At 40.5% G+C, this 23,593-nt stretch carries 23 protein-coding genes and 1 other annotated feature; of the genes, 22 read left to right on the plus strand and 1 reads right to left on the minus strand.

Annotation, left to right across the window (positions count from 1 at the left end):
- Nucleotides 1-64: 64 nt before the first annotated feature.
- Nucleotides 65-196: a sequence feature (ribosomal protein L20 leader region), on the plus strand.
- Between the two features lie 15 nt (nt 197-211).
- The 18 genes from infC to FD735_RS03935 all read left to right on the plus strand — a co-directional run bounded on the left by infC (nt 212) and on the right by FD735_RS03935 (nt 19,258).
- Nucleotides 212-742, plus strand: coding sequence for a translation initiation factor IF-3 (gene infC, locus FD735_RS03850; protein ID WP_000848184.1), 531 nt, complete (start codon nt 212-214; stop codon nt 740-742).
- Nucleotides 743-774: 32 nt separating this feature from the next.
- Nucleotides 775-975 (plus strand): 50S ribosomal protein L35, encoded by a 201-nt coding sequence (gene rpmI, locus FD735_RS03855; protein WP_001125942.1) that lies wholly within the window; start codon nt 775-777, stop codon nt 973-975.
- Between the two features lie 51 nt (nt 976-1,026).
- A complete protein-coding gene (rplT, locus tag FD735_RS03860; protein WP_000124830.1) occupies nt 1,027-1,386 on the plus strand; it encodes a 50S ribosomal protein L20 in 360 nt (119 codons plus the stop codon).
- A 176-nt stretch (nt 1,387-1,562) separates the two neighbouring features.
- Nucleotides 1,563-3,227 (plus strand): molecular chaperone HscC, encoded by a 1,665-nt coding sequence (locus tag FD735_RS03865; protein WP_139658526.1) that lies wholly within the window; start codon nt 1,563-1,565, stop codon nt 3,225-3,227.
- A 13-nt stretch (nt 3,228-3,240) separates the two neighbouring features.
- A complete protein-coding gene (locus FD735_RS03870) occupies nt 3,241-6,012 on the plus strand; it encodes a J domain-containing protein (protein ID WP_139658527.1) in 2,772 nt (923 codons plus the stop codon).
- A 97-nt stretch (nt 6,013-6,109) separates the two neighbouring features.
- Nucleotides 6,110-6,490, plus strand: a complete 381-nt coding sequence (locus FD735_RS03875; RefSeq protein WP_042902591.1) for a VOC family protein — start codon at nt 6,110-6,112, stop codon at nt 6,488-6,490.
- Between the two features lie 246 nt (nt 6,491-6,736).
- On the plus strand, nt 6,737-7,537 hold the full coding sequence (locus FD735_RS03880) for a dihydroorotate dehydrogenase electron transfer subunit (RefSeq protein WP_139658528.1): 801 nt from the start codon (nt 6,737-6,739) through the stop codon (nt 7,535-7,537).
- Complete coding sequence (locus tag FD735_RS03885; RefSeq protein WP_176553054.1) at nt 7,500-8,486, plus strand: dihydroorotate dehydrogenase; 987 nt, start codon at nt 7,500-7,502, stop codon at nt 8,484-8,486. Before FD735_RS03880 ends, FD735_RS03885 begins: the two co-directional genes overlap by 38 nt.
- 122 nt (nt 8,487-8,608) lie before the next feature.
- Nucleotides 8,609-10,477 (plus strand): glucosaminidase domain-containing protein, encoded by a 1,869-nt coding sequence (locus FD735_RS03890; protein WP_125390969.1) that lies wholly within the window; start codon nt 8,609-8,611, stop codon nt 10,475-10,477.
- A gap of 166 nt (nt 10,478-10,643) precedes the next feature.
- Entirely contained in the window at nt 10,644-11,687 is a 1,044-nt protein-coding gene (locus FD735_RS03895) for a DNA/RNA non-specific endonuclease (protein ID WP_139658530.1), read from the plus strand.
- Between the two features lie 91 nt (nt 11,688-11,778).
- Nucleotides 11,779-12,015 (plus strand): DUF2829 domain-containing protein, encoded by a 237-nt coding sequence (locus FD735_RS03900; protein ID WP_125390971.1) that lies wholly within the window; start codon nt 11,779-11,781, stop codon nt 12,013-12,015.
- Nucleotides 12,008-12,706, plus strand: coding sequence for a 3-oxoacyl-ACP reductase (locus FD735_RS03905; protein WP_139658531.1), 699 nt, complete (start codon nt 12,008-12,010; stop codon nt 12,704-12,706). Before FD735_RS03900 ends, FD735_RS03905 begins: the two co-directional genes overlap by 8 nt.
- A 10-nt stretch (nt 12,707-12,716) precedes the next feature.
- Complete coding sequence (locus FD735_RS03910) at nt 12,717-13,217, plus strand: NUDIX hydrolase (RefSeq protein ID WP_125390973.1); 501 nt, start codon at nt 12,717-12,719, stop codon at nt 13,215-13,217.
- Nucleotides 13,195-14,043 (plus strand): putative PEP-binding protein, encoded by an 849-nt coding sequence (locus FD735_RS03915; protein WP_139658532.1) that lies wholly within the window; start codon nt 13,195-13,197, stop codon nt 14,041-14,043. Before FD735_RS03910 ends, FD735_RS03915 begins: the two co-directional genes overlap by 23 nt.
- The gene (locus tag FD735_RS03920; protein WP_084921940.1) at nt 14,040-14,480 is read left to right on the plus strand and encodes an ASCH domain-containing protein; all 441 of its coding nucleotides are present in this window, start codon (nt 14,040-14,042) and stop codon (nt 14,478-14,480) included. The genes FD735_RS03915 and FD735_RS03920 overlap by 4 nt, the downstream gene beginning before the upstream one ends.
- Nucleotides 14,481-14,600: 120 nt before the next feature.
- Nucleotides 14,601-17,147, plus strand: a complete 2,547-nt coding sequence (locus FD735_RS03925; RefSeq protein WP_139658533.1) for a M1 family metallopeptidase — start codon at nt 14,601-14,603, stop codon at nt 17,145-17,147.
- Between the two features lie 109 nt (nt 17,148-17,256).
- On the plus strand, nt 17,257-17,931 hold the full coding sequence (gene ciaR, locus FD735_RS03930) for a two-component system response regulator CiaR (protein WP_000590635.1): 675 nt from the start codon (nt 17,257-17,259) through the stop codon (nt 17,929-17,931).
- Nucleotides 17,921-19,258 (plus strand): cell wall metabolism sensor histidine kinase WalK, encoded by a 1,338-nt coding sequence (locus FD735_RS03935; protein WP_139658534.1) that lies wholly within the window; start codon nt 17,921-17,923, stop codon nt 19,256-19,258. Before ciaR ends, FD735_RS03935 begins: the two co-directional genes overlap by 11 nt.
- Before the next feature lie 65 nt (nt 19,259-19,323).
- On the opposite strand, the gene FD735_RS03940 is transcribed toward FD735_RS03935, so the two are convergent.
- Complete coding sequence (locus FD735_RS03940) at nt 19,324-19,608, minus strand: DUF3270 domain-containing protein (protein ID WP_139658535.1); 285 nt, start codon at nt 19,606-19,608, stop codon at nt 19,324-19,326.
- Nucleotides 19,609-19,993: 385 nt separating this feature from the next.
- On the opposite strand from FD735_RS03940, the gene FD735_RS03945 reads away from it, so the two are divergent.
- The 4 genes from FD735_RS03945 (at nt 19,994) to rpiA (ending at nt 23,587) form a co-directional block, all read left to right on the plus strand.
- On the plus strand, nt 19,994-21,049 hold the full coding sequence (locus FD735_RS03945) for an ABC transporter permease (protein WP_139658536.1): 1,056 nt from the start codon (nt 19,994-19,996) through the stop codon (nt 21,047-21,049).
- Nucleotides 21,050-21,062: 13 nt separating this feature from the next.
- The gene (locus FD735_RS03950) at nt 21,063-21,743 is read left to right on the plus strand and encodes an ABC transporter ATP-binding protein (protein WP_139658537.1); all 681 of its coding nucleotides are present in this window, start codon (nt 21,063-21,065) and stop codon (nt 21,741-21,743) included.
- Between the two features lie 125 nt (nt 21,744-21,868).
- Nucleotides 21,869-22,798: a peptidase U32 family protein gene (locus FD735_RS03955; RefSeq protein WP_139658538.1), complete on the plus strand. Its 930-nt coding sequence runs from the start codon at nt 21,869-21,871 to the stop codon at nt 22,796-22,798.
- Nucleotides 22,799-22,903: 105 nt separating this feature from the next.
- Nucleotides 22,904-23,587: a ribose-5-phosphate isomerase RpiA gene (gene rpiA / locus FD735_RS03960; protein WP_139658539.1), complete on the plus strand. Its 684-nt coding sequence runs from the start codon at nt 22,904-22,906 to the stop codon at nt 23,585-23,587.
- Nucleotides 23,588-23,593: the final 6 nt, after the last annotated feature.

Raw genomic sequence — 23,593 nt, forward strand, 5'->3', positions numbered from 1 at the left:
GTTTTTCGAAAAAATTGACTTTTTATCTTGACAAGGAATAGAAAACTTGGTATCATATAAAAGTTGAGAAAAGCAGAAGTGAGAGCTTCTCGCCTTGTGACATCAAGTTGCCTGGCCCTACGGATGAAAAGTTTCTAAGAAACGCTATCATAACGTGCGGGCTTGTATCATTACGAGTCCGCTATTGTTTTTCTCTAATAATAAAAAAGAGGTGAAAACCATAGCAAAGCAAGACTTATTCATCAATGATGAAATTCGTGTACGTGAAGTTCGCTTGATCGGTCTTGAGGGAGAACAGCTAGGCATCAAGCCACTCAGTGAAGCGCAAGCATTAGCTGATAGTGCAAATGTTGACTTAGTATTGATCCAACCCCAAGCAAAGCCACCTGTTGCTAAAATTATGGACTACGGTAAGTTCAAATTTGAGTACCAGAAAAAGCAAAAAGAACAACGTAAAAAACAAAGTGTTGTTACTGTGAAAGAAGTTCGTCTGAGTCCAACTATTGACAAGGGTGACTTTGACACAAAACTTCGCAATGCACGCAAGTTCCTTGAAAAAGGAAATAAAGTTAAGGTATCTATCCGCTTTAAGGGTCGTATGATTACCCATAAAGAGATTGGTGCAAAAGTTTTAGCCGAGTTTGCTGAAGCAACACAAGATATTGCGATCATCGAACAACGAGCTAAGATGGATGGACGCCAAATGTTCATGCAGTTGGCGCCAGCAACTGACAAAAAATAATTGTCAGAAAGTTAAATAAAGGAGAAAAAATCATGCCAAAACAAAAAACACACCGCGCATCAGCTAAACGTTTCAAACGTACAGGTTCTGGTGGACTTAAACGTTTCCGTGCTTACACTTCTCACCGTTTCCACGGAAAAACTAAGAAACAACGTCGTCATCTTCGTAAAGCATCTATGGTGCATTCAGGAGATTTCAAACGTATCAAAGCAATGCTTACTCGCTTGAAATAATAGCCTAACAGTAAGTAAACAATTCTAGGAAATATTTGGAGGAAATAAAACATGGCACGTGTTAAAGGTGGCGTTGTATCACGCAAACGTCGTAAACGTATTCTTAAATTAGCAAAAGGTTACTATGGAGCTAAACACATCTTGTTCCGTACTGCAAAAGAACAAGTAATGAACTCTTACTACTATGCATACCGTGACCGTCGTCAGAAAAAACGTGACTTCCGTAAATTGTGGATCACTCGTATCAATGCGGCAGCTCGTTTGAACGGACTTTCATACTCACAATTGATGCATGGTTTGAAATTGGCTGAAATCGAAGTTAACCGTAAAATGCTTGCTGACTTGGCTGTTAACGATGCAGCAGCTTTCACAGCTCTTGCAGATGCAGCTAAAGCAAAACTTGGTAAATAATGATAAACTGTTTCATTCTTACTCTCGTGGTTTTTACCGCAAGAGTAGGGTGAAACTTTTTTATTCTCCATAAATGATTCTCTATTTTAAAGAGTAGATGACAGATTTTTTCAAAGAAAATAGGATATTTCCTGTATAATAGGAATATCTAAAAAAAGATTTGGAGTTAGAAGAAGATGATAGTAGGTATTGATTTAGGAACGACTAATTCTTTAGTAGGGGTATACCAAGATGGCCAGGTCAAGCTGATTCCCAATGCTTTTGGTGAGTATTTAACTCCTTCTGTTGTGGCTTTAGATGACAATGATGAGATTATAGTTGGAAAAATTGCCAAGGAACGCTTGGTAACCCACCCAGATAAGACGGTTTCTCAGTTCAAGCGTTTTATGGGGACCAAGCATGAGTTGACGTTAGGAAATCGAGCATATAAGGCTGAAGAATTGAGTTCTTTTATCATTCGAAAGTTGGTAGACGATGCAGAGACCTATCTTGGAGAAAAGGTCGAGGAAGTGATTGTCAGTGTTCCAGCCTATTTCAATGATGCTCAACGCTATGCGACCAAACTAGCAGGGAAATTTGCAGGAGTTCAGATTGATCGGATTATCAATGAACCTTCCGCAGCTGCTCTTGCTAAAAAATCTATGAGCAATCAAGAAGACCAATCTTTTGTGGTTGTCGATTTTGGTGGGGGTACGCTAGATATTTCAGTTGTGGAGCTATTTGATAACATCGTCGAAATCGTGTCAATCGCAGGGGACAATCGTTTGGGAGGAGAAGACTTTACTGCGGCTATTGCTGAGGAATTTTTAGTCTCCAATCAATTAACCAAGGATACGATTTCCCGAGAATTTTATAGCAAAACTCTGGTACAGGCTGAAAAGACTAAACTAGAACTCAATAGTAAAGAAGAAGTGAAGATGACAGTTCTGGACCAAGATCAGGAATACACTTTAGACTTGAGCTACCAGCGTTTTTATGAGCTTTGTCAACCTCTGCTAGCCCGTGTTAAGGCCGTTTTGGACCGTGCCTTGATGGATGCGCGCTATAGCTATGTATCATCAGATAACTTTGTTCTTGTTGGGGGGACTTCGAAACTCCGCTTGGTTCAGGATTTTTTATCCTACTGTATCAATCAAGTGGTGCAGGTTTCGGATGATCCCGATCGGATGATTGCGAGAGGTTGTGCCCTTTTAGCAGGAATAAAAGAGCGGCAAGGTGAGATACGAGATTTATTACTGTCTGATATTTGTCCTTTTACACTAGGGATTGAGATAATTGGCGACCGCTTTTCGCCGATTATTGAGCGAAATTCTACCCTCCCTGCTTCACGCATCGAGCAGTACTATACGGCTGAATTGGGACAGAGCCAAGTCAAGATAAAGGTCTATCAAGGTGAGATGATGAAGGCATCACAAAACCTGTTTCTAGGAGAATTAGAAGTTCCCGTCCCTGTGAATACTAGAGTAAATGAAAGTTTCACAGTTCGATTTACCTATGATTTAAATGGAATTTTGGATGTCGAAGTGAAAATTGATTCAACACAGGAAGTCTTTAGCAATGTTATTCTCCAAGATAGTGTTACTCTGACAGAAAAGGAAATCAAGGCTAAGCAAGCAGAGTTGACTCGCTATAAGATTAATGCTCAAGAAACAGAGGTTTATCGTTTCTTGATTGAAAAAGCGAATCGCGTGTACAGTATGCTCTTGGGGAGAAGAAGAGATGAGCTAATGGCTGAAACTAGACGATTTGAAGAAGAGGTCAGTCAAGCATCTGTGTATCATTTGCCAAAACTTTATCAATCATTTTCAAACTATTTAGACTTCCTAGAGCGAGGACTGTAAAAGAGGAGACCTTATGAATATATGGGAAACTTTAGGGATAGAGCCAACGACTGACGTCAAGCTTATTAGAAGGCGTTATGCTGAACTGGTTCGGCTCTATCACCCAGAAGACCAACCAGAAATTTACCAAGAAATTGTTGAAGCTTATCAAAAAGCCTTGACTTATGCGAGATCTAGAAATACAAAACCAGAAAATAGTCTAAGAAAAGCGAGTGACTCTCAAGAAGCTGCTGAACTTGAAGAAGAGGCGAATGAAAAGCCTAACTCTAGTCTCAATTTTGAAAACTTGACTGAAGAAACGAATACTGAGAACGAAGAGTCTGAAAGATCTAGTCTTGATTTCAGTGATTATCAGCAATCGACTGATAAATTCAGCGATTCCTTTAACTTTGAAACCTTTAAAGCAGAAGAGGATAAGCAAAAGTCAACCCTTGACTTTGGTGACTATGATGAGGAAGTTCAGCTAAATGGAGATTCTGAAGAAAGAGCTACGAATACCCTCAACTTTGAAACGTTTGGTGACGAAGAGAACCGTGGGCAAGAAGGAACAACAAGGTCTACTCTTGACTTTAGTAGTTATAATGAAGCAGCCTATTTGATTCGAAATGCGATTGAAAGTATTGTTAAAAATGATGATTACAGTCCAGAAGAACAAGAGCATCTATGGCGTCAGTTCTTTCATCAGTATCAGTATGATATGGACATTGTTCAATCCGTTTTAGAGGAAATGGATGTTTATATTTTTAATAAACCGGAGCAATTCTCTATCCTCATTCCCTTGCTGGAAGACTATATACCTGACTTTCGATACTGGGGCTATTACTATAAACTGAAGCATTGGAAGGTTAAAAGAGCTACCGCCTACAAAAATGGAGAGTCTCTTGAAGATGCAAAAAAAGAAATTTCGAATTTGTATGCTTCTTATCGTTTATGTCAGGCAATCCTTGAAGATTCCCAAAGAGCTAATCAGATTGGAGCTTGGATAAAATTTTTCAGTCAATCATTTTCTCCTAGTACTGTCCTTTTTCTCTTGAATAACAGTAAACAAATGATTACTTGCATTCCAGTTTTGGCTTATATCTTGGAGAAGATTAAACCAGAGGTTGGAGAAGAGGAACAAAAAGCCTATGATGAACTTCTAGCTTACTTTGAGGAATTACAAGCAGATTCAGAAGAACCATTCGATATCCATCATTATAATCTGCTAAATCCATCGGAGGTTGAGGAAAAACTATATCTTTTACTCTATAGTTCATATCAAGACGAGTATAAACTTTTACGTGATTGGCAATATCTTTTTGAATCAGTCAAAGATCACACGCTCCTACTTGATTTGTTAGAAAAGGTGGACGTCTATCCTTTAACCAATGCAAAAGTGTTAGCCCTCGTTCTCCAATTTGTAGAGCGTTACAGTGATGAGGAATCAAATCCATATCTGAAAAAGCTTCACTTCTGGAAGAGTGTCCAGTCTTATCCTTCAGTGGTGGAGGAGTACGCACTTGATAAAAAAGAAAATTTTGACTACTGGTACAATGAAGGTTATCTTTATATTGATAAGCTCACCAAGAGTGATGAAGATATCAATGATTGGGATAAGTGGAAAAGCTACTTTAAAGGAAGACCACGCATTCTAACGGTTTTGCTTCAACAGATCTATAAGGAGTACCATCGGTTTACAGATGGTGAGCTCCTGAGATATGTTTTGGCTCCTTTTCCTACTTCTAAAATGGCTCCCCAAATGATGACGGAGGAGACAGACCAGAAACTAGAAGAGATGACAGTTTATGCTTATGAACTCAGTCATCCAAAGGCCAAGTTATCTTATTTGGATTGGAAAAAAAGACAGGTCTTTAATAATAAGTTTCTACAGATATTCTTTAGCCTCTTTACGATTGTGAGTCTGATACTCAGTGTTCTAGAGCAACCTATTTATAATTCTTGGGTCCATGCTGGTATGTTGTCTCTCTTTTACGTCTATATGCTAAAATTAAGGAAAACACTAATTGAGGAAGGAGTGACAGCTAGGGGTTCAAAACGAAAATTTTACCACAGTCCCCATCCATGGTTCCTATTCATCTTGCTATTGACCCTCGTCACTCCATTCTTACCGTTTGGTCTCATTGGGGCCCTTGTTTTCATTACATTTTTCTGTCTCATCGATGGCTTCCAAGTGAGTCAAGGGCTGAAGTGGGATTATTCTTTGGATAAGCTGATTCCTGTCGGTATCTTTCTTTCTGCTGGCTTCCTATCTGCTTTGGTAAATCGAAGCCAGATCATTTCCGGAGTTGCAATGATGTACTTCCATATTTTTGCAATCCTTGTGATTTGCTTGTCTTTTACAAGATTTAGTCCCGGATTTCCACCATCTCTGAAAAAAATTCTCCTTCCAGCAATCTTGGGTATCCTACTCTTTCAATTATTGCCTTTCGTTCACAGCCGCTTAAACATATTTAATCCAAATATCCTAAGAAATGAAACTCTGACCATAACGGTTGTCCTCTTGTTAAATGGAATTGCCTTGTCTTATTTTACAAAGGAACAAGGTTTCATGATTGGTGTGAAGAAGGTCTTTATGATTTATGGACTGCAAATCTTTATTTTCCTAAGAAGACTGTTCCGAATCCTATTCGCACTTATCCCTGATTTTAGCAAAGTTTATTTTGAAAAAGACCTGTTAATCTTGAATAGCGAATTTGCTTTCTACTTCCTCGAGGGACTCTTTGTCCTTATCCTGCTTTTCCTTATTCGAAATATACGCAAGGAAAATCGGAAAAATTCTGCATAGAATGATAACCTAGAGAAGAGGACTCTAGTTCAAGTTCCTAGTAAATTTTCCTGAATAAAGGTATAATGGAACTATTCAAATGAAAGAGGTAATGAAAATGGCTTCAAAAATGCTACACACTTGCTTGCGAGTAGAAAATCTTGAAAAATCAATTGCATTCTATCAAGATGCTTTTGGTTTTAAAGAGTTGCGTCGTAAGGATTTTCCAGATTATGCCTTCACGATTGTCTATCTAGGACTTGACGGTGATGACTACGAGTTGGAATTGACCTATAACTATGACCACGGCCCTTATGTGGTAGGAGATGGCTTTGCTCATATCGCCCTCAGTACACCTGACCTTGAGGCACTTCATCAAGAACACAGCAACAAAGGCTATGAGGTTACAGAGCCAAAAGGCCTACCTGGAAACCCACCAAACTATTACTTTGTCAAGGATCCTGATGGTTACAAGGTCGAAGTGATTCGTGAAAAATAATCCTGTACAGTCAAGTAGAATGTTCGTTTTCTACTTGACTTTTTTACTTTGAAAGAGTATACTAATACAAATTTAACCTTTAAGGGGAGTCCAGAGAGACTCACAAGGTGTCAGATAAAAGTGATAGGGAACTCTCTGTGGAGACTTTTTAAGTGTGCGCATGAGTTCTGTCCTATTTCGACTGAGACCTTGCAATAGCAAGGTCTTTTCTTTATCTGGTCCCCTTAAAATTTAAGGAGGAAAATCATGAATCCTACATGTAAGAAGCGTTTGGGTGCCATTCGTTTAGAAACCATGAAGGTTGTTGCACAGGAGGAAATCGCTCCAGCAATCTTTGAATTAGTCCTAGAAGGGGAAATGGTTGAAGCTATGCGAGCAGGCCAATTTCTCCATCTGCGCGTGCCTGATGATGTCCATCTCTTGCGTCGTCCTATTTCAATTTCGTCTATTGACAAGATCAAGAAGCAGTGTCATCTCATTTATCGGATAGAGGGGGCTGGGACAGCTATTTTTTCAACTTTAAGACAGGGAGATACTCTTGATGTGATGGGGCCTCAGGGAAATGGTTTTGACTTGTCTGATTTAGGCAATCAGAGCCAAGTTCTCCTCGTTGGTGGTGGAATCGGTGTTCCACCCTTGCTAGAAGTAGCCAAGGAATTGCATGCGCGTGGGGTGAAAGTATTGACAGTCCTCGGTTTTGCCAACAAGGATGCTGTTATTCTCGAAACCGAATTGACCCAATATGGTCAGGTTTTTGTTACGACAGATGATGGTTCTTATGGTATCAAGGGAAATGTATCAGTCGTCATCAATGACTTAGACAGTCAATTTGAGGCTGTTTACTCATGTGGAGCGCCTGGAATGATGAAGTATATCAATCAAAGATTTTATGATCATCCAAGAGCCTATCTATCTCTAGAATCTCGTATGGCTTGCGGGATGGGGGCCTGCTATGCTTGCGTCCTAAAAGTGCCAGAAAGTGAGACAGTCAGTCAACGCGTCTGTGAAGATGGTCCTGTTTTCCGTACAGGAACAGTTGTATTATAAGGAGAAAGTCATGACTACAAATCGTTTACAAGTTTCTCTACCAGGCTTGGACTTGAAAAACCCCATCATACCAGCATCAGGCTGTTTTGGTTTTGGTCAGGAATATTCCAAGTACTATGATTTGGACCTTTTAGGCTCTATTATGATTAAGGCAACGACTCTAGAACCCCGTTTTGGTAATCCTACTCCCAGAGTTGCAGAGACGCCTGCTGGTATGCTCAATGCAATCGGCTTGCAAAATCCAGGTTTAGAATCTGTTTTAGCTGAGAAATTGCCTTGGCTGGAAAGAGAGTATCCTAAACTTCCCATCATCGCCAATGTAGCAGGCTTTTCAAAACAAGAGTACGCTGCCGTTTCTCGAGGAATTTCCAAGGCAGCTAATGTAAAAGCGATCGAGCTCAATATCTCTTGTCCGAATGTGGATCATGGCAATCATGGACTTTTGATTGGGCAAGATCCTGATTTGGCCTACGAAGTGGTAAAAGCAGCTGTGGAAGCCTCTGATGTGCCAGTTTATGTTAAGTTAACCCCTAGTGTAACGGATGTTGTCACTATTGCTAAAGCCGCAAAAGATGCAGGAGCAAGTGGGTTAACCATGATCAATACCCTTGTCGGTATGCGCTTTGACCTCAAAACTAGAAAACCAATCCTAGCCAATGGTACAGGTGGAATGTCAGGCCCAGCAGTTTTTCCGGTCGCCCTCAAACTCATTCGTCAAGTAGCCCAAACCACAGACCTCCCGATCATTGGAATGGGGGGAGTGGATTCGGCTGAAGCAGCGCTAGAAATGTATCTGGCTGGTGCCTCTGCCATCGGTGTTGGAACAGCCAACTTTACCAATCCATACGCCTGTCCTGACATCATCGAAAATCTGCCAAAAGTCATGGACAAATATGGCATTAGCAGTTTGGAAGATCTCCGTCAGGAAGTCAAAGCCAGTCTGAGATAAGCTAGACCTTCCTTATCGTCAACAAGACATAGAATCTTCATCAATTTGTAATATTTCCGTCGGTTAACTATGTTACAATAGGGTTTAGAAAATGCATATAGTTTTTTACTAAGGAGAATAAAATGAAGAAGATACTGCTTGCAAGTACTGTTGCTCTCTCTATAGCAGGATTTGCAAAATCGGCAGTGTATGCCGAAGAGTCTCAAGTTACAAAAAAATCTCAGACAACAGATGTGGTTGAGAAAAAAGAAGAGTCTGCTCCGAAAAAAGAAGAGTCTGCTCCGAAAAAAGAAGTTCCTCAAGTTGATACCAGAAAAGACTCAGTTGTAAAAGAGAACGATTCCATTAAAGAAGATTCATCAAATAAGGAAAAGAGTAGAGAAATCAAAAAAGAAGGTTGGCAGAAGGAGCAGGGAAGCTGGCGCTTTTATGAAAATAACCAGCCTGTCTTAGACTGGAAACAAATCGATAACAAATGGTATTACTTCAATAAAGAAGGTGTTATGATTAGTAATATTATAATCGATGATTACCTTATTCAAGATAATGGTGCTTTGGCAAAAAATACATGGGTAAAAATTTCTGACAAGTGGTACTATGCTACAGCATCTGGGAAAATTTTCCGTAATAAATGGGAAAAAATCGCTGGAATTTGGTATTACTTTGATAAAGAAGGCATCATGGTAACTAATACTTTAGTTGGTGATTATCTTATTCAAAATAGTGGTGCTTTGGCAGAAAATACATGGGTAAAAATTTCTGACAAGTGGTACTATGCTACAGCATCTGGGAAAATTTCCCGTAATAAATGGGAAAAAATAAAAGGGATATGGTACTATTTTGATACTGATGGTGTAATGCTGAGTAACCAGTGGAGAAAAGATTACTATCTAAAAGATAGTGGTGCCATGGCAGAAAAAGAATGGATTTTTGATAATTCATACAATAGTTGGTTTTATTTAAAACCCGGAGGGGCTTATGCTTCTCAAGAATGGAGTGGCTCATATTACCTTAAAAAAGGTGGATATATGGCAAAAAATGAGTGGATTTTTGACAAAGATTATGATGCTTGGTACTATCTAAAAGAAGATGGTGTGTATGTGACAGGTACTTTTAATATTAAAGGTAAAGAGTATTCTTTTCAAAACAATGGAAAGTGGATTTCAGAATCTAAATATTACAAAGTTAAACCAATCACTGCATATGTATATAGTAGTTCGGGAGAAAAATTAAGCTATGTATCACAGGGAACGATTGTCTCATTTGGAGATACTCAAGCCCCCAAAAATACTCAAATATCTGTGAATATTTCTGGTCTGTCAGGTTTCATGAATAGAAGTGATTTGACAGCAGTAGATGAAGGAAGCGAGTTTATCCCTCATTATACTAGTGATGGGAAATTCCTTTACCATGAACTCTCTCCATACACGAGTATCAAAGTAGCTCCACACACATCTGCTATGGTTATTGGTAAGAAGTACTACTCGACTGATGGTGAGCATTTCGATGGCTTTACCATTAAAAATCCTTTCCTCTATAAGAACTTGAGAGAGCCAAGTAATTATAGTGCAGCTGAGTTGAATAAAATTTACTCCATGATGAACTTGCAGGATAGTCCACTAGCGGGTAAAGGAGCGACTTTCAAAGAGGCTGAAGAACGTTATGGCGTCAATGCCCTTTACTTGATGGCCCATAGTGCCCTTGAAAGTGCTTGGGGTCGCAGTCAAATTGCCAGAGATAAGAACAACTTCTTTGGTATTGCCGCTTATGATACGAGCCCATATCTCTCAGCCAAGAGCTTTGATAATGTGGATAAAGGGATTCTAGGAGCTGCCAAGTGGATTCGTGAGAATTACATCGACTACGGCAGAGACCATCTTGGAAACAAGGCAACTGGAATGAATGTTCGCTATGCTTCCGATCCTTACTGGGGTGAGAAAATAGCCAGCATCATGATGACTATCAATAGCAAACTTGGTGGAAGAGACTAATCAAAAAATCAACGGTAACTACTAAAAAAGTGGTTATCGTTTTTGTTTTAAACATTGGAGGAGAAATAGTATAATAACAGTCTCTTTATTCTTGAACAATTAACAAAATGATAGTAAAATGTAATAGGAGATATTAATCTAATTACTATATAAAAAGGAGAATTTTATGAAAAAGTTACTATCCTTCTCAATTGCCTTGCTTTCAATCACAACACTAGTTGCTTGTTCTGGACATAAGGCGGAATCAAAGGTCCCAGAAGAAAAAATTGAACAGAAGCAAATCAAGTTTGATGAGAAGTTGTTTAAAGAAGCTGGACTCTTGCCTTTTAAAAATGAGAAACAACTAGAACTTGGGGAATTGGATTCTAAATCACGCGCAACGGGTGCTCATATTCAACTTAAGGACAGCGATGAGCCAACTGAGAAGAGAGAGTCCAAGTTGACTTATAATCCAGTTGGATGGCACAACTATAAATTCTTTTATGGGGATGGTAAAAAAGAAGCTTGGTTGATGAGTCGAGGCCATCTTATCGGGTACCAGTTTAGCGGATTGAATGATGAAAAGAGGAATCTGGTTCCAATGACTAACTGGCTAAATGTTGGAACTTATTATGGTACAGATAATACTAATCAAGAAAGTATGCTTTACTATGAGAATCGCTTGGACTCTTGGTTGGCCAATCACCCCAACTACTATCTTGACTACAAGGTGACCCCAATCTATCAGAAAGATGAATTGATTCCGAGACAAATTGAATTGCAGTATGTGGGAATCGATGAAAACAGCAAACTCTTGGAAATCAAACTAGGTGGTAGTAAAGAAAAGGTTGATCAGCATTCAGTGACGCATGTCGTTTTAGACAATGTTTCAGCTAATGCGGAAATCAATTACTTGGACGGTACGGCTAAAAATACAGTTGAAAACAAAGAAGAAAAAGCTAAAAAAGAAGCTGAAGAAAAGGCTAAGAAGGAAGCTGAGGAAAAAGCCAAGAAAGAGGCTGAAGAAAAAGAAGCAGCTGAAAAGAAAGCAAAAGAAGAAGAACAGGAAAAAGCTCGCAAAGCCGCACAAGAACAGGAAGAAAGCCAGGAATCAAACTCGCAATCAACAAATTCAGGTGGCTACTTTAGAGATAAAAACGGAAGATGGCACAGACCAAATGGGAAATTTGCTTCTAAGAAAGAAATTAGAGAAGCCGGATTGCAGTGGTAGGAAGAATTTAGCAGATATACAGTCAAAAAGCCGTTGGAAAACGGTTTTTTGTTATAATTAAATGAAGAATGTAGCATTAAAGGAGAACAACATGACTTTTGAAGAAATCCTGCCTGGGTTAAAGGACAAGAAAAAATATGTACGAACTGGTTGGGGAGGGGCTGAAAACTATGTCCAACTCTTTGACACTATCGAGCAAAACGGGGTTGCACTTGAAGTGACGCCTTATTTCCTCATCAACGTGTCTGGAGAAGGGGAAGGTTTTTCCATGTGGAGCCCGACACCTTGTGATGTTTTGGCGACGGATTGGGTAGAAGTGTATGACTAGACGTGTATTGATTACGGGAGTAAGTTCAGGAATTGGTCTGGCTCAAGCACGACTCTTTTTAGAGAATGGCTATCAAGTTTATGGAGTTGACCAAGGTGAAAATCCACTCTTAGAGCGTGATTTTCACTTTTTACAGAGAGATTTGACCTTGGACTTGGAGCCAATTTTTGACTGGTGTCCTCAGGTGGATGTCTTGTGTAATACTGCTGGAATTTTGGATGATTTCAAACCACTTTTGGAACAATCAGCCCAGGAAATTCAAGAGATTTTTGAAATCAACTATGTGACTCCTGTTGAGTTAACTCGCTATTATTTGACGCAAATGCTGGAAAATAAAAAAGGAATCATTATCAATATGTGTTCGATTGCCTCAAGTCTAGCTGGCGGAGGTGGTCACGCCTATACCTCGTCTAAGCACGCCTTAGCTGGCTTTACCAAGCAGTTGGCTCTAGACTATGCTGAGGCTGGTATTCAGATCTTTGGGATTGCTCCAGGGGCAGTCAAGACAGCCATGACTGCTGCCGACTTTGAGCCAGGTGGATTGGCTGACTGGGTGGCTAGTGAAACGCCAATCAAGCGCTGGATCGAGCCAGAGGAAGTAGCAGAGATTAGCCTTTTCTTAGCAAGTGGAAAAGCGAGCGCCATGCAAGGACAAATCCTGACCATTGATGGTGGTTGGTCTTTGAAGTAGGAGGAGTTGAATGGAAATCAAAAAACACTTTGGAGTCTATGCTGTTTGCTTTGAAAATGGGAAGTTACTCTGCATTGAAAAAACGAGAGGCCCTTATCAACATCGTTATGATCTACCCGGTGGTAGTCAGCAACTTGGTGAAGGATTGACGGAAACGCTGATTAGAGAAGTTATGGAAGAGACGGGATATACTGTTAGAAGCTACTCCAATCCTCGAATCTACGATGTTTTCGTCAGGGAAGAGTTAACAAATTTTACTGTTCACCATATCATGGCCTTGTATGATGTTGAGATAAACAAGAAGGAAGCTCAAGTTACTATTTCGGATGCTGTCTCTGATGGTGCGAATGATTCACTCGGATATATTTGGATGGATATTCAGAAAATCACAGAAGAAAATGCATCGCCATTAGTCTTGAAGGTCAAAGCAGAGTTATTAGGATTTCCAGAACTAGACAAGACTTCTTACATGAGTTGGAAGGTGAATGATGAGAAACCAACTAGCCCTTAGCGGAGAGCAAATCGCTGAAAAAGTTTATCCTCAGTTATTGCACCACGTCGGTATGATTCGTGGGGAATACTTACTGAGAGAGCTTAATCAAAACATCCTATTAGCAAGTTGTCAGCAATTTGTAAAAGATTATCTAGATACCATTTGCTCCTTGTGCTCAGATGAAGAGGTTTGGTATCGTTTTTCAGAGTTAACAAATACAGAAGCTAATTGTTTAGAGGGGACTAAAGAGCATTTTGATGAAAATCATCCCTTGTTTGGATATAGAGGGACAAGGCGTTTGCTGGCGTGTCCGAATGAATTTCAGGCTGAGGCACATGTCATTACAGAAGTTTATCAAACAAATCCCAATCTGTCTGTTATTTTTCCTTTTGTCAATGATGCCGACCAATTAAAACAAGCTATTAGAGTATTGCGTGAGCATGGTTTTACTGGAAAAGTCGGCACAATGATTGAATTACCGTCAGCTTATTTTGACTTGGACAGGATACTGGAAACGGGTATTTCAAAGATTATAGTTGGAATGAATGATTTGACTTCTTTTGTTTTTGCGACTGTGAGAAACAGTCAATGGCATGATATGGAAAGTCCAATAATATTAGATATGCTAAGACAAATGCAGGATAAAGCAAGGATGAAAAAGATTGACTTTGCTGTAGCAGGCTATCTGAATACTTCTTTCATACAAAAAATGAATCAGATGGGTATCAAGTGTATTATCCACTACAGTTCTATTCCAGAGATTTTTGATTTAGAGATTGACCATCCAGACCACCTCAAACGTGTAAAAGAAGTAAGTAAAAAATTACAAAGGAGCAACCCATGACACCGCAAGAAATGTGGAATGCATACAAGCAAATCAACCCCTCTATCGGAGATGAGATAGATGCCTGGGCTTTTGGAGTGGAAGCAGATCTCTTGGCAGATTTGGTTTTAAAAGGCGAAAAGACAGCAACTGCCTCGGCCTACGACCTCTACGCAATAGAGGATGAACCTCTTCCGCAAGAAGGGACCTTCGATGTTATTTTAGACAGTCAAGATCAGGCTGTCTGCATTGTCGAAATTACCAAGGTTTCCGTTCAGCCTTTCAATCAAGTTTCTGCAGACCATGCCTACAAGGAAGGGGAGGGAGACAAATCTTTAGCCTATTGGCGTCAGGTTCATGAGAACTTTTTCACCGAGTGGATGAGGGAAGCCGGACTGACTTTTAGCCCTGACAGCAAGGTCGTTTTGGAAGAATTTCGCAAGGTCTACCCACTCTAGACTGCTGAAGGAAGAAAGTTTTGGAAATTACCGTCCAATCCTTTTTTCTTAAGCAAAACATGATATAATAAGTTTGTTTGAATAAGAGTAAAACTCTTAAACTTAGAATAGGAGAAAACTATGCAAGCAGTTGAACATTTTATTACGCAATTTGTTCCTGAACATTATGATTTATTTTTGGACTTGAGTCGTGAGACCAAGACCTTTTCTGGGAAGGTGACCATCACTGGTCAAGCCAAGAGTGACCGTATTTCCCTTCACCAAAAAGATTTGGAAATCGCTTCTGTAGAAGTTGCGGGTCAAGCTCGTCCATTTACAGTTGATCATGAAAATGAAGCCCTTCATATCGAATTGGCTGAGGCCGGTCAAGTTGAAGTGGTCATCGCCTTTTCAGGAAAAATTACAGACAACATGACAGGGATTTACCCTTCTTACTACACAGTAGATGGTATCAAGAAGGAAGTCTTGTCTACGCAGTTTGAAAGCCACTTTGCGCGTGAAGCCTTTCCGTGTGTAGATGAGCCAGAAGCCAAAGCAACCTTTGATCTCGCTCTTCGCTTTGACCAAGCAGCAGGTGAGTTGGCCTTGTCAAACATGCCTGAGATTGATGTGGATAACCGCAAGGAAACAGGTATTTGGAAGTTTGAGACAACACCTCGTATGTCATCTTACTTGTTGGCCTTTGTAGCTGGTGACTTGCAAGGGGTTACCGCTAAAACTAAAAATGGTACCCTCGTAGGTGTCTACTCGACCAAAGCACATCCACTATCAAACCTTGACTTCTCATTGGACATTGCTGTTCGCTCAATCGAGTTTTACGAAGATTACTACGGAGTTAAGTACCCAATCCCTCAATCTCTCCATATCGCCCTCCCTGACTTCTCAGCGGGTGCAATGGAAAACTGGGGTCTGGTAACCTACCGTGAAGTTTACTTGGTTGTGGATGAGAACTCAACCTTTGCTAGCCGTCAACAAGTTGCCCTAGTTGTAGCACATGAGTTGGCTCACCAATGGTTTGGTAACCTCGTTACTATGAAATGGTGGGATGACCTCTGGCTCAATGAAAGCTTCGCTAACATGATGGAATACGTCTGTGTCGATGCCATCGAGCCAAGTTGGAATATTTTTGAAGATTTCCAAACAGGTGGTGTTCCAGCGGCACTTAAACGCGATGCGACGGATGGTGTTCAGTCTGTCCATGTTGAAGTTAAACACCCAGATGAAATCAATACGCTCTTTGATGGCGCTATCGTCTATGCCAAAGGAAGCCGTCTCATGCACATGCTTCGCCGTTGGCTCGGAGATGCTGATTTCGCTAAAGGCTTGCATGCTTACTTTGAAAAGCACCAGTACAGCAACACCATTGGTCGTGACCTTTGGAATGCTCTCGGACAAGCATCAGGACGTGATGTTGCAGCCTTCATGGATTCTTGGTTGGAACAACCTGGATACCCAGTTCTCACTGTCAAAGTTGAAAATGACGTCTTGAAGATTTCGCAAAAACAATTCTTTATCGGTGAGCACGAAGACAAGAACCGTCTCTGGGTTGTGCCACTCAACAGCAACTGGAAAGGCTTGCCAGATACACTCGAAACTGAAAGTATCGAAATCCCTGGCTACGTAGCTCTTCTTGCTGAAAATGAAGGGGCTCTTCGTCTCAACACTGAAAATACTGCCCACTATATTACCGACTATCAAGGAGACTTGTTAGAAGCTGTTCTTGCTGAGCTAGAGACACTTGATAACACAAGCAAACTGCAAATTGTTCAAGAACGTCGTTTGTTGGCTGAGGCAGGGCACATTTCTTATGCAGACTTGCTTCCAGTACTTGAAAAACTTGCTAAGGAAGAGTCTTATCTGGTAGTTTCAGCTGTTTCTCAAGTGATTGCTGCCCTTGAGCGCTTTATCGATGAAGGAACAGAAACTGAGAAAGCCTTTAACACACTCGTTGCTAAATTGGCTCGTCACAACTATGACCGTCTTGGTTTTGAAGCCAAAGATGGGGAATCAGATGAAGATGAATTGGTTCGTCAGTTGACCATTTCCATGATGATTCGCTCAAATGAAGCAGAAGCTAGTCAAGTCGCTAGTCAAATCTTTGCAGCTCACAAGGAGAATCTTGCAGGCCTTCCAGCAGCAATCCGTGCTCAAGTGCTCATCAATGAAATGAAACACCATGAGACCAAGGACTTGGTCGTAACTTATCTGGACCTCTACACTCATGCAACGGATGCGGTCTTCAAACGCCAGTTGGCAGCAGCTCTAGCCTACAGTACAGATGCGGACAATATCCAAACCTTGATTGACTCATGGAAAGATAAATTTGTGGTCAAACCACAGGACCTTTCTTCTTGGTATCTCCAATTCCTTGGACACAAGGCTACTCAAGAAACTGTTTGGGTTTGGGCGCGTGAAAACTGGGATTGGATCAAGGCGGCCCTTGGTGGGGATATGAGCTTTGATAGTTTTGTCATCTTCCCATCACACATCTTTAAAACAGAGCAACGCTTGGCAGAGTACAAGGAATTCTTTGAACCACAACTCTCTGACCTCGCTCTTAGCCGTAATATCAAGATGGGAATCAAGGATATCGCAGCGCGTGTTGACTTGATTAAGCGTGAGAAAGCAGCAGTCGAAACTGTTGTAGCCCAATATGCCAAAGCTTAATTCGTTCAAAATGTAAACAAAAACTCAACTTTCTATCTGAAAAGAAGAGAGAGTTGAGTTTTTTTTAAGGCAATTTTGGTATAATAATCATAACAAGGAGGAGTTTCTGATGATAAAAATCTTATTAGTAGAAGATGACCTGGGCCTGTCAAACTCAGTATTTGACTTTTTGGATGATTTTGCAGATGTCATGCAGGTCTTTGATGGAGAAGAGGGGCTCTACGAAGCAGAAAGTGGTGTTTATGACTTGATTCTGCTTGACCTCATGTTGCCTGAAAAAAATGGCTTCCAAGTTTTGAAAGAATTGCGTGAAAAAGGAATTACAACTCCTGTCCTTATCATGACTGCTAAGGAAAGTTTGGATGACAAGGGGCATGGATTTGAATTGGGAGCGGATGACTACCTCACCAAACCTTTCTACCTAGAAGAACTCAAAATGCGGATTCAAGCCCTTCTCAAACGTTCAGGCAAGTTTAACGAAAATACCTTGACCTATGGGGATGTTGTCGTCAACCTTTCAACGAATGAAGTAAAAGTGGAAGATACGCCTGTGGAACTGCTCGGAAAAGAGTTTGAGTTATTGGTTTACTTCCTTCAAAATCAAAATGTCATTCTTCCCAAGACACAAATTTTTGATCGTCTATGGGGATTTGATAGCGATACGACTATTTCCGTTGTAGAAGTCTATGTTTCAAAAGTTCGTAAGAAATTGAAGGGGACAGCCTTTGCTGAAAATCTTCAAACCTTGCGTAGTGTCGGGTATATTTTAAAAGATGTTCAATAAACTAAAAAAAACATGGTATGCGGATGATTTCAGCTATTTCATTCGAAACTTCGGAGTGTTCACCCTGATTTTCTCTGCTATGACCTTGATTATCCTTCAGGTCATGCACTCGAGTCTCTACACTTCTGTAGATGAAAAACTCCAAGCCCTTAGTAGTAGTCCTCAAGCTGTTATCCAGTTAGCCCTTAATCGGGCAACTGAGGAAGTCAAGGATATTCAACCAGCAACAGCGGATGCCAGCAAGGCTGAAATCAAGCCCAATGTTAGCTCCAATACAGAAGTTTTGCTTTTTGACAAGGATTTTAACCAACTCTTACTGGGTAATCGCTTTTTAGGCTTGGACAAGATCAAACTGGACAAGAAAGAGTTGAATCATATTCGGCAAATCCAAGTTTTCAACAGCTATGGTCAGGAAGAAACCTATCGAATGGTCTTGATGGAAACCAACTCTTCCACCGTATCAAGTAATGTCAAATATGCGGCGGTTCTAATCAATACCAGCCAGCTTGAGCAAATCAGCCAAAATCACGAGCATTTAATTGTTGTAGTCATGGCTAGTTTCTGGCTCCTGTCTTTAATTGCTAGTGTTTACCTGGCACGTGTCAGTGTCAAACCGCTACTGGAAAGCATGCAAAAGCAGAAGTCCTTTGTTGAAAATGCGAGTCACGAACTGAGAACGCCTTTGGCCGTTTTACAAAATCGTTTAGAAAATCTCTTTCGAAAACCAGAGGCAACCATCATGGAATCCAGCGAAAGTATCGCTTCCAGTCTTGAAGAGGTTCGCAACATGCGCTTCCTCACGACCAATCTTCTCAACCTTGCACGTCGAGATGATGGAATTAAACCAGAAATAGCAGAAGTATCACCACAGTTCTTAAAGACGACCTTTGCTAACTATGAGTTGATTGCTTCTGAAAATGATCGTATTTTTGAGTATGAAAATCGGATTTATCGTCCCTTCATGACCGATCAGTTGCTCCTAAAACAGCTCATGACCATTTTATTTGACAATGCCATCAAGTATACCGAAGAAGATGGGAAAATTGAGTTCGTAGTTCATGCTACAGATCGTCACCTCTATCTAACAGTAACGGATAACGGAATTGGAATCTCAGCTGCTGATAAGAAGAAAATCTTTGACCGTTTTTACCGTGTAGACAAGGCAAGAACTCGTCAGAAAGGTGGCTTTGGTCTTGGACTATCTTTAGCCAAGCAGATCGTAGATGCCTTACGAGGAACGATTAGCGTCAAAGATAACAAACCTAGAGGAACAATTTTTGAAGTTAAAATCGCTATTCAATCTCCTTCAAAACGTAAGAATAAATAAAAAAAGACAGTTATATGACTGTCTTTTTTGGTAACTAGAAAAGAGGTTGGTAGTAGTACCAACCTTTATTTTGAAAATTTTCGTTTCATTATCTTTCGTTGAAGTTGTAAAAGGGCGAAACTAAGACCTATTGCAGCGACAAAGGATAAGGCTGTATTTAATTTTAAAGCTAAAAAGATAAAACTAAACAGTGCCATAAAAATACAGAAACAAGCGATATTTACAAAAAATAAAATCTCTTTTAGGTTAGGGCCAACTGGGGCTTCAGGTGTGTAATCTTGGTAAAGCGGAGTTTGTTTTAATTCGGGAGCTTGTTCAAACTCATAAGCTTCTAATTTTCTTGCGGACATGATTCTCTCCTTAACAGTACATAACTATTTTATCATTTTTTATGCAGAGAATTATTACAGAATTGTTACAAAACTACTAAAGTCTCTTATCAACTTATAAGTCTCTCTTCTTGACACCCACTAGAGAAAATGATAGCATGGATGTTACACTTAAAACAGATGACCTGACCTTCTTAATTATAAATATACTGAGAAAGGAAAGGAAAACTTATATAAATTGATAGCAAGCTGAGGCTTTTTCCTAAGATGATTTGTTAAGTTGCTACCTGGATACTTTTGAAGAGTATTGGTAGGAGTTGTTTTGAATGGATGATAAGACAGAGATTCTGTCTATTGGACTGGGTGGCTTTTAAACTACCTTTGGGAAATGTTAAAGGAGATAAGCATGTATCTTGCTATCAAAGAAATAGTACGAAACAAACTTCGATATAGTTTGATTCTAACTACCATTTTTCTTATCGCTTTTATGGTCTTTTTTATGACCAGTCTAGCTCTTGGTCTTGTGCGAAACAACCGAGCAGCTATTGATAATTGGCAAGCGACGGGTGTCGTTTTATCCGACTACGCAAATGATAATTTGACGGCATCCTTTATTCCTGAAAAGGACTACAAGGAAAAGAGTTCTGAAGAGGCTGCTCCATTGGGCTATATGTTCGCTGTGACCAATCTAGTCGATGGTAGTGAAAAGGTCAATGTTTCCATTTTTGCTCAAGACTGGGACGCTTTTATCTCTCCTAGTTTGACGGAGGGTCGTTATCCTGAAGGAGATTATGAGGTTGTCGTGGATCAGTCCTTTGAGAACTATGGGATGAAGCTAGGTGATACCATTCAACTGAATGGAAGCGATTCAAGTTACAAGATTGTAGGCCTGACTCAAGGAAATAAATTTTTCACCGAGCCTGTTGTCTTTACGAGCCTGACAACTTATTGGACCTTACAAGGAACCTTGAAAGCCAATCGTTCCATCTCTGCCTTGGTATTGAAAAATGATATAAAAGTGGTCGGGGATGGACTGAAGCAGATTTCCATTCCAAAAATGATATCAAAAATTCCTGGTTACACACCTCAGGTTAATGTATTTTCAGGTATGATTCTTGCTATGATTGTTATCACTGGCTTGATTGTGGGGATTTTTGTTTATATCATTACTATCCAAAAACTAGGCCTTTATGGAATAATGCGGGCTCAAGGGATACAGATCAAAACCATTGTATGGTCCCTTTTCTGTCAAATCTTCCTCCTAGCTGGTATGGGGATTGCTTTAGCCTTGCTGGCAATCGGAGGAGTGATTTTAGTCTTACCAGCTACCTTCTTTTTCTATCCAAGTTGGATAGCTTACTCTGTCCTAAGTTTGGTAATTTCCATGATGGCCCTTCTAGGTGGTGTCATTTCACTTCCACGCTTGTTAAAGGTGGACCCGATTACTGCGATTGCAGAATGATAAGGAGAATAGTATGACAGCATTGATTGAAATGACTCAAGTGACAAAAACCTACGGGGAAGGAAAGATGAAAGTCGTAGCCCTGCATGAGACGAATTTTCAGCTAAATGCGGGAGAGTTCGTGGCTATCGTCGGGCCTTCTGGATCTGGAAAGACGACCTTTCTAACGACTCTAGGACAACTTCAGGAAGCATCGAGTGGAAAAATTTTGGTAAAGGGGAAGGAAACAGGCAGTTTGACGGAGAAGGAGAAAACAGACCTCCGTTTTAGAGAGTTTGGTTTCATTCTCCAGGCTTCAAACCTAATTCCTTTTCTAACAGTCAAGGAACAGCTGGATTTGATTAACAGACTGGATAAGGGAAAAAATAGTAAAAGTGATCGAAAAGAGCTTTTTGACCTGTTGGATTTGGAAAAAGTACAAGATCAGTATCCAAAGGCTTTATCAGGTGGCGAACGTCAACGTGCAGCGATTGCTAGAGCGCTCTATAACAATCCAAGCATTGTGCTTGCAGATGAGCCGACAGCCAGTCTAGACACCGAGCGTGCTTACCAAGTAACGGAGATGTTGGCTGCCATTGCTCATGAACAAGGTAGAGGAGTTGTTATGATTACGCATGATACTCGTCTTCTTGATAAGGTTGACCGTATTTATGTCATGAACGATGGCCACCTAGTTGAAGAAACACATGCATAAAATAGAGTGAATAGTACAAGTTACTGTTCACTTTTTTGATTGGAAAAGATAGAAATAAGTTTAACTTTTTGTGAAACTATCAGTACCCATAGATGATTTTTGAGAAATGTGGTATAATTTTTCTTATGGAAAAGATTATCATTACAGCAACTGCTGAAAGTATTGAACAAGTTGAACAGTTACTAGAAGCTGGCGTAGACCGTATCTATGTTGGTGAGAAAGATTTTGGCCTTCGTCTGCCAACAACCTTTAGTTATGAAGAGTTACGCACCATCGCTAAGCTCGTTCATGATGGGGGTAAGGAGTTGATCGTTGCAGTCAACGCCCTCATGCACCAAGACATGATGGACCGTATTAAGCCTTTCCTAGACTTCTTGGAAGAAATCAAGACAGACTATATTACAGTAGGAGATGCAGGTGTCTTTTACGTGGTAAACCGTGATGGCTATTCCTTTAAAACCATTTATGATGCTTCAACCATGGTAACAAGTAGTCGTCAAATTAACTTCTGGGGTCAAAAGGCAGGGGCCTCTGAGGCTGTTTTGGCGCGTGAAATTCCATCTGCTGAGCTCTTCAAGATGCCTGAGATTTTGGAAATTCCTGCTGAAGTATTGGTTTATGGGGCTAGTGTCATTCACCATTCTAAGCGTCCGCTCTTGCAAAACTACTATAACTTCACGCACATCGATGATGAAAAGACACGTAAACGTGACCTCTTCTTGGCTGAACCAAGTGATCCAGAGAGCCATTACTCTATCTTTGAAGACAATCATGGCACCCACATCTTTGCAAATAACGACCTTGATTTGATGACCAAATTGACAGAACTAGTGGAGCATGGCTTTACTCACTGGAAACTTGAAGGACTTTACACCCCAGGTCAGAATTTTGTAGAAATTGCTAAACTCTTTATTCAAGCGCGTGGCTTAATCCAAGAGGGCAACTTTAGCCATGACCAAGCTTTCTTGTTAGATGAGGAAGTGCGCAAGTTACACCCTAAAAACCGTTTTCTCGATACAGGATTCTATGATTACGATCCAGATATGGTTAAATAGGACACCAAAACCCGAAATAAAAATGTTCGGGTTTTTCCAGTGTATCCATGAAATAAAAACGGATACATGTTATAATAAAAATAGCTCTTTAATGGAGGTGTTTGAGTGGAAAATCTGAAGAAAATGGCAGGTATCAAGGCTGCTGAGTTTGTCAAGGATGGCATGGTAGTCGGACTTGGAACGGGCTCTACTGCCTACTATTTCGTAGAGGAAGTAGGCCGTCGGATTAAGGAAGAAGGTTTGCAGATTACTGCTGTGACAACTTCCAGTGTGACCAGTAAACAGGCTGAAGGACTTAACATCCCGCTCAAGTCGATTGATCAAGTGGATTTTGTTGATGTGACGGTTGACGGGGCGGATGAAGTAGATAGCCAGTTTAACGGAATCAAAGGCGGAGGTGGTGCCCTTCTGATGGAGAAGGTTGTGGCAACGCCCTCAAAAGAATACATTTGGGTGGTTGATGAAAGCAAACTGGTAGAGAAACTAGGTGCTTTTAAATTGCCTGTGGAAGTAGTTCAGTATGGTGCAGAACAGGTCTTTCGTCGGTTTGAGCGAGCTGGCTACAAACCAAGTTTCCGTGAAAAAGACGGCCAACGTTTTGTGACCGATATGCAGAACTTTATCATTGACCTAGCCTTGGATGTCATTGAAGATCCAATTGCTTTCGGGCAAGAATTGGACCATGTCGTTGGTGTCGTAGAGCATGGCTTGTTCAACCAAATGGTGGATAAGGTCATCGTAGCGGGACGAGACTGTGTTCAGATTTTAACTTCAAGAAAAGGGAAATAAAAGGAG

It is taken from the genome of Streptococcus sp. 1643, from assembly GCF_006228325.1.
GTDB lineage: Bacteria > Bacillota > Bacilli > Lactobacillales > Streptococcaceae > Streptococcus.